This window comes from Pseudocoprococcus catus, from assembly GCF_019734885.1.
Taxonomy (GTDB): Bacteria; Bacillota; Clostridia; order Lachnospirales; family Lachnospiraceae; genus Coprococcus_A; species Coprococcus_A catus.
In genome coordinates this window covers 1-13,016 of sequence record NZ_JAAXCM010000011.1, presented here as the reverse complement: position 1 = coordinate 13,016, position 13,016 = coordinate 1, and the positions used below count along the sequence as shown (strand labels likewise).

Here is a 13,016-nt window from a genome sequence, read left to right as displayed (position 1 = left end):
AGAGAACATACCCGAAAAGAGCCAGAGTTAAGAGAGCGGTTCTATGGCAGAGTGTTTTATGATATGCAGTTTTGAAGGTACATGGCACTTTAAATTTATTACAATAGTAATATAGGGGTATAGTTTAATGGTAGAGTATCGGTCTCCAAAACCGCTGGTCCGGGTTCGAATCCTGGTACCCCTGCTCGAGCATCTGAGGGAACTCAGATGCTTTTTTTATGTAAAGAGAAAAATCAAAGGAAGGTTTTGGATAATGGACAGTTTTACAACTTTTTCGCAATATAAGTACGTTCGTCCTGATTTTGAGGAAACTAAAAAATTGATCAGAATTGCTGTTGAAAGCATGAAAAAGGCAGAATCCAAAGAGGAAGCCATGTCAGTTTTCAAAAAGGTCAATAAGGAGAATATGCACCTGAGAACAATGGCAACAGTTGCTGAAATCAGAAATACAATTGATACAAAGGATGCTTTTTATGAGGCTGAAATGCAGTGCTTTTACGAAAATATGCCGCTGATAGATATTGAAATGCAGGAATTTCAGAAAGCAGTGCTTAACTCCGTTTATTTGGAAGATCTGAAGACGAAATACGGTGAGTTATATTTTGTGCGGATGAAACGGCTGATGAAGCTTGTTAATAAGAATAATGTTGACAATCAGGTGGAAGAAAGCAACCTGGTTCAATTATACCATAAAACAGCTGCAGCACCTTCTATACAGTTTAATGGTGAAACCCTTAACTTTTATGGTTTATTGAAAAAGATGCAGGATCCGGATCGTAAAATCAGGAAGGCGGCATTGACAGCATGGTCAGAGCTGTATCAGTCAATTGCAGATGACTTGAATGATATTTATACAAAGTTGATTGATAACAGAATCAGACAGGCAGAAGTACTTGGTTTTAAAGATTATACAGAGATGAGGTATCTTTCTATGGAACGTTTTGATTATGACAGAGAAGATGTTGCCAGATACCGGGAAATGATTAGAAAGTTCGTTGTTCCTCTTGTTGCTGATATCTATGAGGAACAGAGAAAGCGATTGGGAATAGATCATTTATACTATTATGATGAGGATATGACATCACCTGAAGGTAATGCAGTGCCTTACGGCAAAACAGAAGGGCAGGTTAAGCTGGCACAGAAGATGTATCATGAACTTTCCAAGGAGACTGGTGAATTTTTTGATTTTATGGTTGAGCATGAACTGTTTGATCTTGAAACAAGACCGGGAAAAATGCAGGGCGGATATTGTACATTTCTGCCTGATTTGATGGCACCGTTTATTTTTTCGAATTTTAATGGTACATCAGCGGATGTAGATGTTCTGACCCATGAGGCAGGACATGCATTTGAAGCTTATACAGCTACCAGAGGCGGTGTACCGGATGAAATTGCATTTTCTACTTCTGAGGTTGCAGAGATCCATTCGATGTCTATGGAATATCTTACCTACCCCTGGATGGAATATTTCTTTAAAGAAAAAGCTGATCAATATCGAAGGACACATCTTGAGGAGGGACTCAGAGTCATTCCGTATATGGCCTGCGTGGATGAATTTCAGCATGAGGTTTACGCTCAGAAAATGACAGATGCGAAGGAGCGGTATAAGTTGTGGCATTCGCTTGAAGAAAAATATATGCCGTGGAGAGATTACGATGGAGATGCATTTCTTGAAGCTGGAGGTTTCTGGATGCAGAAACAGCATATTTTTATGTGTCCGTTCTATTATATTGATTATTCCCTTGCTTCTATGGGAGCATTTGAATACTATATCCGGTCTTTGAATGATCGCGAGGAAGCCTGGAAGGATTATTATAGATTATGTACAATGGGAGGAAGCAAAGGCTATCTGGAACTTCTTGATGAGGGTAATTTGAGCGATCCTTTCAGTGAGGGAACCGTTGAGGGCATTATGAAGAAACTCAGAAAAAAGATTTTTCAGTAATTGCCGGCTTTACAGAAAGGCGGATGACACAAATGGAAATAAGACAGTTAAAATACTTTGCGGCAGTAGCTGATACGCTTAATTTCAGCAGAGCTGCGGAAACGCTTTTTATATCCCAGTCTGCCCTCAGTAAACAGATTGCAGATCTGGAAAGGGAACTGGGCATGGTGCTTCTTCAAAGAGACAAGCGCAGCGTACGTCTTACACCGGCGGGCAAAGTCTTTTTGAATGAAGCCAAGGTGATTCTCATGCGTATGGATACGATACCGATCCTTTTAAAAAATACTGAGGATATAGAAAAGAAGGGAAAGCGTAATGTTTTTATAGGTGTTGAGAACAGGGTGGGTGATTCACCGATTTTTCACCTGGGAGTAGCAGAAGCTGTTCATCAGCTCAGGCAGGAGATGCCGACACTCAGGGCTATTTTTAAAATGGGTGAATATCTGGACATTAACCGTGATATCTGTGAGGAAACATTGAACATGGGTGTATTTATGGGGACGAAAGAAGATGTGAATGAGTCGCTGAAATACAGAGTCCTTTACGAAGATGAAATGGTTGTTGTCTATCGCGGTGAGCCAGTAGAGACCGCAGGGATTGAAGGCATAAAGCAGATATTATCCGAGAAACCTTTATACATCATTGATAAAGAGTTTCGAGGTATGTCCCAGGTTGTGCGAATGTTGGGGGCTATCGGCTGTGCACCATCCATTCACTTCTGTGAAAGCACACTGGATATGAGTTTTATCATGGAAAGCGGTGAGGGATGTGTTGTGATGCCTGCTTCGATGGTAAGAAAGTATAAGAATCCGAAGATTCATACACTGGCGACACACAGACCGGAAGCAAAACTTTATTTTATGGCGATGTGGAAAAAGGAAGGAGAACATCGACTGGAAGAGATGATTGCACTCAGGTCGGGGCTTAATATAGAAACATTTAAATAACAGACAGTATTTTAAAGAAGAGGATATGATTGGAAAGAACCGATCATATCCTCTTCTTTATGCGAACGATAAGTCAAAGCTATGTTTGCGGAAAAACTTTACGACAATCCTGCTATTTAAAATGGAAAAACACTTGACAAACATATGACACTAGTGTACTATAATGATAGTACAGTTATACTCATTAGAACAGAATGATAATGAATACAGACAAGGTAAAGGAGGAATTTGATTGAGATATGAGAATGACCGTCCAATTTATCTGCAGGTGATTGAGGATATTAGCAGAAGACTGATTCAGGGAGAATTAATCCTGGGAGAGAAGCTTCCGTCGGTCAGGGAACTGGCTGTGCAGTATCAGATCAATCCGAATACAGCCAGCAGAGTTTATAAGGAAATGGAGAGTCGAGGGCTTTGTTATACAAAGCGGGGGATGGGTACATTTATTACGGAGGATTCAGGAATGATTAAGATGTTACAGTCAGAGATGGCAGAGGATTGTCTGGATACATTTCTTCAGGGAATGCAGGCAATCGGTATCGGTTTGGATGAGATGATACAGCTGCTGAGAGAGAGGTATGCAAAGGAGGAGTTATGATGCTTGATTGTGTGAATGTTGTGAAAAGGTATGGCGGTAAGTTTGCGGTGAATGGAATGTCCGTTGCTATAGAGGATGCGCATATTTATGGATTGCTTGGGCCGAATGGCAGCGGCAAGTCCACATGGATGAAGATGGCAGCCGGTCTGATTGTTCCGGATGAAGGGGAGATGAGATTGGATGGTGTGAAGATCAGTGCCGAGACGAAGAAACATATTGCTTATATGCCGACAGAAGGTTATTTTTACAGCTATATGAAGATTAAGGATGTGGGCAGATATTATCAGGATTTCTTTGATGATTTTGATGCACAGCAGTTTGAGAAGCTGATCGCAGATATGGATCTGGAGATGAATATGAAGGTGAGAAATTTATCCTCAGGTATGATGGCGAAGCTGAAGATTGCTGTGACTTTGTCAAGAAAGGCAGAGCTGTATCTGCTGGATGAGCCGTTAAACGGGATCGATCTTCTGGCCAGAGATGAAGTTGTCAACACAATTCTGACGAATATGAGTGACAATGCTTCTGTTGTAATTTCAAGTCATCTGGTAGAGGAATTGGAACGAATTATTGATAAGGCTATTTTCATGAAAGACGGACAGATTGTATTAATGGGTGATGTAGAAGAGATTCGACAGGAACGCGGGGAATCTGTTACGGATCTGTATCGTCAGATTTATGGTTAGAATCCAGGAGGAATAAGGTTATGTTAAAGCTGATAAAATATGAACTCATCAAACAGAGAACATCCAAAGTGATTATTGGAGCAATTTTAGCGCTGCTGGAGGTTGCTTTTCTGGCAGGTATGCTTTTGGGCAAAGAAGAAATCATGGCCATTGCTGCCGGAATGTTGACATTTCTGGCCTCGGTCACCTTTGTTATTGTTGGCCTGGAAGAAATTATTACTTATTATCATGATATAAGGGATAAGAGTGGCTATATGCTTTTTATGACACCTTATAATGTTTATGAAATTATGGGAAGCAAGATTCTGACAGGTTTTTTTTCTATTGCAGCAGCAGCGATTATCTTTGGAATTATTGGATTCGCAGATATCACCATGGTATGTGCCAAGTACGGAGAGTTGCAGACGTTGTTTGATCAGATGAAATCATTATTCAGTTTTGCTTTGCAGGTGAATGTTGACGGCATGCTTATTGTGTGGTCCATTATACAGGTTGTATTCAGCTGGGTTGGAATGGTGACATCCGCATTTCTGGCTATCACATTATGTATTACGATTTTTTCAGGTATGCGCTGCAAGGGGTTGATCAGTTTTGTCATTTATTGCGTGTTGAATATTGCAGTAAGCGCTGTTGTTGTGCAGATTTTGATCTGGGCAGACATGGCATCCGTAAATGGTATGATGGCTGTTTTTTCTATATTTGATATTTTATTTGCAGGTGCATGTTATGTGGCAACAGGTTACATTTTGAATAAGGAATTATCACTTTAAATATAAGCCGTTTATTAAAAATATTAAAAAACAATGAAATGGCAATAGTTTATATTAAGTTAATAATTCTAAGCTATGATAACTTCTACATAGGATAAAACAGTACAATGTGAGAGACTGTTGAGATATATGTCGGAGGTTGAGATATGAGCAGAGCAATAGGTATTGATCTTGGAACGACCAACAGCTGTGTGGCTGTCCTCGAAGGCGGAGAACCTGCTATTATAACAAGTGCGGAGGGGTTGAGAACAACCCCTTCGATTGTTGCGTTTACAAAGAAGGGTGAACGTCTGGTGGGAGCGCCTGCGAAGAGACAGGCGGTGACGAATGCTGAACGGACGATCTCATCAATTAAACGGCAAATGGGGACGAACTACAGAGCAGATATAGACGGCAAATGCTATTCGCCTCAGGAGATTTCAGCTATGATCCTGAGAAAGCTCAGGAAGGATGCACAGGATTATCTGGGTGAACCGGTGACAGATGCGGTGATTACGGTACCTGCTTATTTTAACGATGCGCAGCGTCAGGCAACGAAGGACGCGGGAAGGATTGCCGGACTGAATGTAACGCGAATTATTAATGAGCCGACGGCGGCGGCTTTTGCGTATGGTCTGAATAATGGAGAAGATCAGAAGGTACTGGTTTATGATCTGGGAGGCGGCACCTTTGATGTATCTGTTATTGAAATTGGGGACGGTCTGATCGAAGTATTGTCCACTTCCGGAGATAATCATCTGGGAGGTGACGATTTTGATGATCGTCTGACAGATTATCTGCTGGCAGAATTTAAGGCCAGTGATCATATAGATCTGAGTCATGATGAAGCGGCAGTCCAGCGTGTTCGTGAGGAAGCGGAGAAAGCGAAGATAGAACTTTCTTCATCCACAGCCACAACAGTGAATCTTCCGTTTTTGACGGTAGTAAAGGATACTCCGCATCATATGGAGATCAGTATAACACGGGCGAAGTTTGATGAACTGACACATGATCTGGTGGACAGAACGGCAGGACCTGTGCAGAATGCTTTGAAGGACGCGGGAATCACTGCCAGAGATTTGTCGAAGGTATTGCTTGTTGGCGGTTCTACACGTATTCCTGCTGTTCAGGACAAGGTTCGGAGAATGCTTGGAATGGAGCCGTCCAAAGGGATTAATCCTGATGAATGTGTTGCAATGGGAGCAGCTATCCAGGCCGGCAAGTTAAGCGGCAATCTGCCGGAGAATTCTGCGGCAGGTTCCATTATCCTGATGGATGTTACACCATTATCACTTTCTATTGAAACTGTCGGCGGTATTGCGACGCATTTGATTGCGAGGAATACAACGATACCGGCCAGACATAGTCAGATTTTTACAACAGCGGCGAATTTCCAGACATCAGTTGATATCAAGGTATATCAGGGTGAACGTCAGTTTGTCAGAGACAATACACTGCTTGGCAACTTCAAATTAAGCGGCATTAAGCGTGCCATGGCCGGTGTACCGCAGATTGAAGTAACATTTGATATTGATGTTAATGGTATTTTGACGGTAGCTGCCAAAGACATGGGAACCGGAAAGGCTCAGCAGATTACAATCACATCACGGTCGAATCTTTCAGAGGAGGAGATACAGCAGGCGGTTCGTGAGGCAGAGATGTACGAACAGGAAGACGGTGAGAGAAAAAGCTATTTTGAACTTCATTCGGACTCAGAAGTTTTGATCGCCAAGACAGATCAGGCACTGAAAAAGGTCGGTAAGCAGCTGGATCGCAGCGAAAAGCATCAGATTAAGTCAGCGATGAACCAACTGAAGAAGTCTGTTGTGAAGATGAAACCGATGAAGATGCAGGAGAATGAGTTCCAACAGCTTCGCACGGAGAAGGAAAACCTGGAGAACTTAACGGCAAAGCTTTTTTCGATGGCGGAAAGTGATGAAAACAGGTAAAGGAGGCAAAATGTTTCAGATATTAATCGCAGACAGTGACAGATCCTACAGAAGACGACTGTATCAGTTGTTGAGACGGGAAGGTTATTCTGTTCTTCAGGCGTCCGGTGGAGAAGATGTTCTGAAAGTACTTGAAACTTCGTATATTGATTTTATTATTCTCGGAGATAATCTGACAGATTTGAATGCTTATGATTTGATGGGGCAGCTTCGGGATACGTATTCAGAGATGCCATTGATGGTGCTTACTGAACGAAAGGATCGAGAAAGCCTTAGAAAGAGTTATATGGCTGGAGTGGACGAATATCTTCCCAAGAATGTGGATGATGAGGAGCTGCTGCTGAGGATTCGCGCTGTACTTAGAAGAGCAGGCAGAAATTATGACAAGAAGCTGCGGATTGGAGAAGTTGTTTTGGATTGTGATTCTTTATCAGTTACAAGAAAAGGTGACAGACAGACATTGCCCAGAAAGGAATTCTGGCTTTTGTATAAGCTGCTTTCTTATCCTGACAAGATATTTACCCGAACACAGTTGATGGATGAAATTTGGGGGCTCACAACGGAGACGTCCCAGTCAACATTGAATGTGCATGTCAATCGTCTTCGGAACAAGTTCAGAAAGTATCCTGAGTTTGATCTGAAAGCTGTCAGAGGAATTGGATATAAAGCGGAAGTCCATGTTGATTAAGGGGTTCAGCTGTCATAGCTAATTGAAATAGAGAATAAGACTTCAATACAGATCAGATGTATCATTTCAATCTGTATTGAAGTTTTTTTGCAATGCGCATTTATTCGAATTCAAAACGCTGAAGATCAGTGTGTGCAACGTATTTTTCTTTGATGGACGGAATCTGCAGGAAGTGGGATGTCTGCTGATGATCTGTAAGTGCATCGTTGTTTTTCCATATTTCAAGAAGAAAGAGCTGGTTATCATTATCAGCCGGAAGATAATAACTATAACGGATATTACCTTTTTCGTGCCGACATAATGAAGGAATATTGGCAGCATTTAAAGCATCAAAAAATGCTTTTGGATGGATGCCGGGTTTCATTGTATAGGTGACATGTAATTGGATCATTATAAACCTCCTGTTATAAACCGATTGTTTTATTGCCTCATACCTGAATAGTATAGCATACACGGCTGAATTTTGCACTTTAATCCTTTAAATTTGAATCAAGCTAATGTGATACTTGACAGATATTGGAAGATGTTTTATAGTCAAAAGAGAGACTATGAAGAAGAGGGTATGATTATGCGTAATTTTATTTTTATTTCGCCACATTTTCCAACAAATTATGAGAATTTCTGTGTTCAGCTGCATGAAAATGGCGTGAATGTTTTTGGGATTGGTGATACACCTTATGAGAATCTGACAGACTCATTGAAAGCAGCTTTGACAGAGTATTATAAGGTGGACAGCATGGAAGATTATGCTCAGATGTACCGTGCAGTGGCTTTTCTGTGCTATAAGCATGGTCCGATGGATGGCCTTGAAAGCAATAATGAATACTGGTTGGAACAGGATGCCAGACTGAGGACGGATTTCAATATTCCTGGTATGAAGACTGTAGATATGGAACATGTGAAATATAAATCTAAAATGAAACCATATTATGCCAAGGCTGGAATTACGACGGCCAGATATCATTTGGTGACGGATCTTTCGGAAAGTCTGGAATTTGTTGTAAAAGTAGGCTATCCGGTTATTGTCAAGCCGGATAATGGTGTTGGTGCGACAACAACATACAAATTGAAGAATGAAGATGAGCTGAGAGCATTTCATGAAGAAGATTTCCATGGCGTTCAATTTATAATGGAAGAATTTGTACCGGGAGAAATTTATTCTTACGATGCGATTATGAACAGCAGAGGAGAACCGATTTTTGAAACAGGCAATCATACGCCTATTTCAATTATGGATAGTGTCAATAATCACGATGACAGTGTGTTCTATATTGAAAAACATATTGCGGATGATGTTCGCACAGCAGGCAGAGCAGCTGTGAAATCATTTGGCGTAAAGAGCCGTTTTGTTCATTTTGAATTTTTCAGATTGACAGAAGATCATGCCTATCTTGGCAAAAAAGGCAAGATTATTGGTCTGGAAGTGAATTACAGACCGTCAGGCGGATTCACACCGGATATGATCAATTATGCCTGCAGTACAGATGTCTACAAAGACTGGGCGGATATGATTGCTTTTGACCGGCTGACAAAGGAAGATTATCCGGATAAATACTATTGTGTTTCGGCAGGATGCAGAAAGGAAAAACATTATTTGCACAGCTATGAAGAAGTGATGGCTGCATATAAGGATGACATTATGATGACAACAGAGCTTCCAGAAGTTCTGGCATCAGCGATGGGAGACAGACTTTATCTGGCCCGTTTTTCAACAAAAGAGGCTATGGATGATTTCATCAGTTATGTTTTTGCAGCCGTGTAAGGACATTGAATACTGATTAACAGATGGATAAAATACAGGGACATTTTCATGGCAGATCATGAGAATGTCCCTGTTGTTATAAGCAGGCAGATGAAAAATCTATCTGGGATCAGTGCATGATAATATCTGCAAACTGGCCCCGGGTAACTTTGCTCAGATCCTGAGGTGAGAGAATCAGCTGAACACCGATACGCCCTCCGGAGATAATAATCGTGTCAAAGTTGGCAGCTGATTCATGGATGAATGTCGGAAACTGCTTCTTCATACCGATTGGTGTACAGCCGCCCCGGATATAACCGGTAATAGCATTGATATCTTTGACATGGATCAGTTCAACATTCTTCTCACCGGCAGCCTTGGCAGCGGCTTTTAAGTTCAGTTCCTTATCAACAGGGATAGCAAATACGAAATAGTTCTTGCTTTTTCCGACAGTGACCAGTGTCTTGAAGCTGCGTTCATAAGGCTGACCAAGCTGATCGGCAATATGGCAGCCGTCAATAAATTCGTCACAGGTGTATGTGTTCATTTCATAAGGGATTTTATTCTTATCCAAAATGCGCATAGCATTGGTTTTGGCTTCTTTACCCATTGTAAGTCCTCCTGTATTTTATGCATTGTTTAACATTGTTAGTCGGTTATATTTTATAGTATTTTCATCAATATGTCCATCCGTAAAAATAGAAAAGGATTAGCTGAAAAAAATAAATCATAATTTTTGTTGCATGAAGTCGATGAAGGTGTTACGATTAATAAGAATGTCAAAGAAAGGGAGACAAAGATGGGAAAGATAGGATTCGATAATGAAAAATATTTGAATATGCAGTCAGAACATATCAGAGAGAGAATGGCTCAGTTCGGCGGCAAGCTTTATATGGAATTTGGCGGTAAGCTTTTTGATGATTATCATGCATCCAGAGTTCTTCCGGGATTCCAGCCGGACAGTAAGCTGCAGATGCTTTTGAAGTTAAAAGACCAGGCAGAGATTGTAATTGCAGTCAGTGCATCTGCTATTGATCAGCACAAGAAGAGAGGCGATATCGGTATTACCTATGATCAGGAAGTACTGAGACTCATCGACCTTTTCAGAAGTGTGGGGCTTTATGTGGGAAGTGTTGTGATCACACAGTATCAGGGACAGCAGTCCGCGGACGGATTTATTAAGCGACTAGGTGATCTTGGTGTGGCTGCATACAGACATTATATGATCGAGGGTTATCCGGCGAATATTCCACTGATTGTCAGTGAGGATGGCTTTGGCAAGAATGATTATATTCCGACAGAGCGTTCACTGATCGTTGTGACAGCTCCGGGACCGGGGAGCGGCAAGATGGCAACATGCCTGTCTCAGCTGTATCATGAGCATCAGCGCGGTATTAAAGCAGGTTATGCGAAGTTTGAGACTTTCCCAATCTGGAATATTCCTCTGAAACATCCGGTGAACCTTGCTTATGAAGCAGCAACTGCGGATCTGAATGATGTCAATATGATTGATCCTTTCCATTTGGAAGCCTATGGCAAGGTTGCCATTAATTATAACAGAGACGTTGAGATTTTCCCTGTCCTGCAGACGATATTTAAGACGATTTCAGGAACGTCGCCGTATCAGTCACCGACAGACATGGGTGTGAATATGGCCGGCAACTGTATTTTTGATGATGAAGCGGTGAAGAAAGCCGCCAGAGAAGAGATGATCCGCCGTTATTATATTGCCCTTTGTGAGCAGAAGAAGGGCAAGGAGAATAAGGCGGAGATCAGCAAGCTGGAAATGCTTTTGAACCAGGAAGGCCTTTCCACAGCAGATTATGCTGTTGCTGTTGCGGCTAAGACAACAGAAGAGGAGACAGGGGAACCGGCAGCAGCCATTGAACTTCCGGATGGAAGAATTGTTACCGGCAAGAATAAGGCACTGCTTGGCGCGGCGTCCGCAATGCTGTTGAATGCATTGAAAGTCCTGGCGGATATTCCGGATGATGAACATTTATTGGCATCAGAAGTTATTCGTCCGGTTCAGGAACTGAAAGTGAATTATTTGGGCAATCATAATCCGAGACTGCATACAGATGAAGTACTGGTTGCTCTTTCTGTCAGCGCAGCTTCCAACGAGAATGCGAAGAAAGCACTGGATTGTCTGCCAATGTTAAAGAATTGCAACGCACATTGTTCAGTTATTTTATCATCTGTAGATACAGACATTTTCAGAAGACTTCGTATTAATTTAACGTGCGAACCGAAGTATCAAAACAAAAAACTTTTCCATAACAATTAGTGTTGAAAATGAATCATCCGGTACATTGGTATTTTGAAAACAATGTGCCAGATCATTTAAAACGAAATGTGCGTTTTGTGAAAGGAGTTATTATCATGACAAAAACAGAAATGGTCAAAGAAATTTTGCAGGCAGGAAGCGCTTGTCAGGAACTGAAGGATGCAGCACAGAACTATCTGGATGCTGTAGGAACAGCAGATGAACATGATAAAGCCGAGAAGCTTGTTGCAGAATGTGAAGCAGATGTCATGAAATGCGCAGACGTTATCGCATTTATGAAAACAGATGCGGCTAAGGAACATCTGGGAGCAGAAGCGGCAGCAGGAATTCTTGCCCATGAAGAGGAACTTCTGGCAAAAGGAATCGAATATTGCGATTGTCCTGGATGTACAGCAGGCAAAAGAGTGATGGATAACAAAGCACTTTTTCTCGCATAATAAAAAGGTGATTGACTTAGAAGCAGCATCAAAATGGATATAAGTATAAAGAAATCGGGTAAAGATGGAGCGAAAATCTTTACTCGATTTTTTTGCATTCTGGGAACAGGTGAATAGTATGTGTTTGATAAAATAAAACCATCAAGAAACAATAAATAATTGTGAGAAAGAAAAGAGGTAGCATATGTTGGGATTAATGAAGTTTAAGAAGTTATTCTGGAAAAAGTCTGATGAACATGACAAACTCGACGAACTTGATCATGAGTTTATTGCTGGTTTTACGAAGAGAGAAATCATCAGAATGATACAGAATATGTCTGATGAAGAACTTGAAAAAGCACTTGCGGCTGTAAATAAAAAAATTGCTGAATTAGAAGAAAAATAGGAGGTGTTGAAGATGTGGGGAATTCTGGTGTTCATCATAATCATTGCATTGATTATGAATTCAAAAAAAGAAAAACAAAGTACAAGGCAGACGGGAAAAACATCCGTACCATTAGCCCGAGTCAGATTTGCAGAAATAGAATATGATGATTTTGTCAAAAACAATACATTCAAACTCGTACATCAGGTAGATGCAACAGAGCTTGAATACAATAAAAGATATAGATTTTTTGTAGATAGTTCTTTTATTGCTGAATATAGCATAAAGAAAATCACACTGTTAGATGAGAATAAAAAAGCAATACCAATGCAAAGGAACTATGACATGGTGTGTGAAGCATATAGCGACTGCGGCAATATTCTGCTGACAATCAAATAAAAGAGCGCGAGACGGCGCACAACGTCCAGTGGACGTTGGTTATGCGCGGACCGAAGTGAAACGTAGACCTCGAACGTTCGAGTCCGGCAGGACTCGTTTAATATATAAAGGGGATATCCATTAGGATATCCCCTTTATATATTAAGAAGAGCGCGAGACGGGACTCGAACCCGCGACCCCGACCTTGGCAAGGTCGTGCTCCACCAACTGAGCCACTCGCGCATAA

Annotated in this window: 14 protein-coding genes and 2 tRNA genes; 13 read left to right on the top strand and 3 right to left on the bottom strand. The window is 41.3% G+C overall.

Going from position 1 to position 13,016, the window contains the following annotated elements; all coding sequences use genetic code 11:
* The first annotated feature begins 113 nt into the window (after window positions 1–113).
* The 8 genes from HED67_RS01330 (at window position 114) to HED67_RS01295 (ending at window position 7,562) form a co-directional block, all read left to right on the top strand.
* A tRNA-Trp gene (locus tag HED67_RS01330) sits at window positions 114–184 on the top strand.
* A 69-nt stretch (window positions 185–253) separates the two neighbouring features.
* Complete coding sequence (locus tag HED67_RS01325; protein WP_221717295.1) at window positions 254–1,945, top strand: M3 family oligoendopeptidase; 1,692 nt, start codon at window positions 254–256, stop codon at window positions 1,943–1,945.
* A gap of 32 nt (window positions 1,946–1,977) precedes the next feature.
* The gene (locus HED67_RS01320) at window positions 1,978–2,892 is read left to right on the top strand and encodes a LysR family transcriptional regulator (RefSeq protein ID WP_221717294.1); all 915 of its coding nucleotides are present in this window, start codon (window positions 1,978–1,980) and stop codon (window positions 2,890–2,892) included.
* Between the two features lie 232 nt (window positions 2,893–3,124).
* Window positions 3,125–3,490 (top strand): GntR family transcriptional regulator, encoded by a 366-nt coding sequence (locus HED67_RS01315; RefSeq protein ID WP_221717293.1) that lies wholly within the window; start codon window positions 3,125–3,127, stop codon window positions 3,488–3,490.
* Complete coding sequence (locus HED67_RS01310; RefSeq protein WP_178440349.1) at window positions 3,490–4,176, top strand: ABC transporter ATP-binding protein; 687 nt, start codon at window positions 3,490–3,492, stop codon at window positions 4,174–4,176. Before HED67_RS01315 ends, HED67_RS01310 begins: the two co-directional genes overlap by 1 nt.
* 20 nt (window positions 4,177–4,196) lie before the next feature.
* The gene (locus HED67_RS01305; protein ID WP_221717292.1) at window positions 4,197–4,946 is read left to right on the top strand and encodes a hypothetical protein; all 750 of its coding nucleotides are present in this window, start codon (window positions 4,197–4,199) and stop codon (window positions 4,944–4,946) included.
* 146 nt (window positions 4,947–5,092) lie between these two features.
* Complete coding sequence (gene dnaK, locus HED67_RS01300; protein ID WP_221717291.1) at window positions 5,093–6,874, top strand: molecular chaperone DnaK; 1,782 nt, start codon at window positions 5,093–5,095, stop codon at window positions 6,872–6,874.
* A gap of 10 nt (window positions 6,875–6,884) precedes the next feature.
* On the top strand, window positions 6,885–7,562 hold the full coding sequence (locus HED67_RS01295; RefSeq protein ID WP_178440334.1) for a response regulator transcription factor: 678 nt from the start codon (window positions 6,885–6,887) through the stop codon (window positions 7,560–7,562).
* 100 nt (window positions 7,563–7,662) lie between these two features.
* Here the strand turns inward: HED67_RS01295 and HED67_RS01290 are convergent, their stop codons facing one another.
* On the bottom strand, window positions 7,663–7,953 hold the full coding sequence (locus HED67_RS01290) for a putative quinol monooxygenase (RefSeq protein WP_221717290.1): 291 nt from the start codon (window positions 7,951–7,953) through the stop codon (window positions 7,663–7,665).
* Window positions 7,954–8,130: 177 nt separating this feature from the next.
* Between HED67_RS01290 and HED67_RS01285 the strand changes: the two genes are divergently transcribed.
* On the top strand, window positions 8,131–9,324 hold the full coding sequence (locus HED67_RS01285; protein WP_221717289.1) for an ATP-grasp domain-containing protein: 1,194 nt from the start codon (window positions 8,131–8,133) through the stop codon (window positions 9,322–9,324).
* A 109-nt stretch (window positions 9,325–9,433) separates the two neighbouring features.
* Here HED67_RS01285 and ybaK read toward each other — a convergent pair whose 3' ends face one another.
* Window positions 9,434–9,913 (bottom strand): Cys-tRNA(Pro) deacylase, encoded by a 480-nt coding sequence (gene ybaK / locus HED67_RS01280; RefSeq protein ID WP_221717288.1) that lies wholly within the window; start codon window positions 9,911–9,913, stop codon window positions 9,434–9,436.
* 189 nt (window positions 9,914–10,102) lie between these two features.
* On the opposite strand from ybaK, the gene HED67_RS01275 reads away from it, so the two are divergent.
* The 4 genes from HED67_RS01275 (at window position 10,103) to HED67_RS01260 (ending at window position 12,790) form a co-directional block, all read left to right on the top strand.
* Window positions 10,103–11,590: a DUF1846 domain-containing protein gene (locus tag HED67_RS01275; protein ID WP_221717287.1), complete on the top strand. Its 1,488-nt coding sequence runs from the start codon at window positions 10,103–10,105 to the stop codon at window positions 11,588–11,590.
* A 95-nt stretch (window positions 11,591–11,685) separates the two neighbouring features.
* Window positions 11,686–12,027, top strand: a complete 342-nt coding sequence (locus HED67_RS01270) for a molecular chaperone Hsp90 (protein ID WP_215632206.1) — start codon at window positions 11,686–11,688, stop codon at window positions 12,025–12,027.
* Window positions 12,028–12,211: 184 nt separating this feature from the next.
* On the top strand, window positions 12,212–12,412 hold the full coding sequence (locus HED67_RS01265) for a hypothetical protein (protein WP_215632205.1): 201 nt from the start codon (window positions 12,212–12,214) through the stop codon (window positions 12,410–12,412).
* 12 nt (window positions 12,413–12,424) lie between these two features.
* A complete protein-coding gene (locus HED67_RS01260; RefSeq protein ID WP_215632204.1) occupies window positions 12,425–12,790 on the top strand; it encodes a hypothetical protein in 366 nt (121 codons plus the stop codon).
* 149 nt (window positions 12,791–12,939) lie between these two features.
* Here HED67_RS01260 and HED67_RS01255 read toward each other — a convergent pair.
* Window positions 12,940–13,012: transfer RNA gene (locus HED67_RS01255), tRNA-Gly, on the bottom strand.
* Between the last annotated feature and the right edge of the window lie 4 nt (window positions 13,013–13,016).

Coding starts and splice junctions, on each gene's coding strand:
- HED67_RS01325 (WP_221717295.1), top strand. CDS start 254: ATGGACAGTTTTACAACTTTTTCGCAATATAAGTACGTTCGTCCTGAT.
- HED67_RS01320 (WP_221717294.1), top strand. CDS start 1,978: ATGGAAATAAGACAGTTAAAATACTTTGCGGCAGTAGCTGATACGCTT.
- HED67_RS01310 (WP_178440349.1), top strand. CDS start 3,490: ATGCTTGATTGTGTGAATGTTGTGAAAAGGTATGGCGGTAAGTTTGCG.
- HED67_RS01305 (WP_221717292.1), top strand. CDS start 4,197: ATGTTAAAGCTGATAAAATATGAACTCATCAAACAGAGAACATCCAAA.
- dnaK (WP_221717291.1), top strand. CDS start 5,093: ATGAGCAGAGCAATAGGTATTGATCTTGGAACGACCAACAGCTGTGTG.
- HED67_RS01295 (WP_178440334.1), top strand. CDS start 6,885: ATGTTTCAGATATTAATCGCAGACAGTGACAGATCCTACAGAAGACGA.
- HED67_RS01290 (WP_221717290.1), bottom strand. CDS start 7,953: ATGATCCAATTACATGTCACCTATACAATGAAACCCGGCATCCATCCA.
- HED67_RS01285 (WP_221717289.1), top strand. CDS start 8,131: ATGCGTAATTTTATTTTTATTTCGCCACATTTTCCAACAAATTATGAG.
- ybaK (WP_221717288.1), bottom strand. CDS start 9,913: ATGGGTAAAGAAGCCAAAACCAATGCTATGCGCATTTTGGATAAGAAT.
- HED67_RS01275 (WP_221717287.1), top strand. CDS start 10,103: ATGGGAAAGATAGGATTCGATAATGAAAAATATTTGAATATGCAGTCA.
- HED67_RS01270 (WP_215632206.1), top strand. CDS start 11,686: ATGACAAAAACAGAAATGGTCAAAGAAATTTTGCAGGCAGGAAGCGCT.
- HED67_RS01265 (WP_215632205.1), top strand. CDS start 12,212: ATGTTGGGATTAATGAAGTTTAAGAAGTTATTCTGGAAAAAGTCTGAT.
- HED67_RS01260 (WP_215632204.1), top strand. CDS start 12,425: ATGTGGGGAATTCTGGTGTTCATCATAATCATTGCATTGATTATGAAT.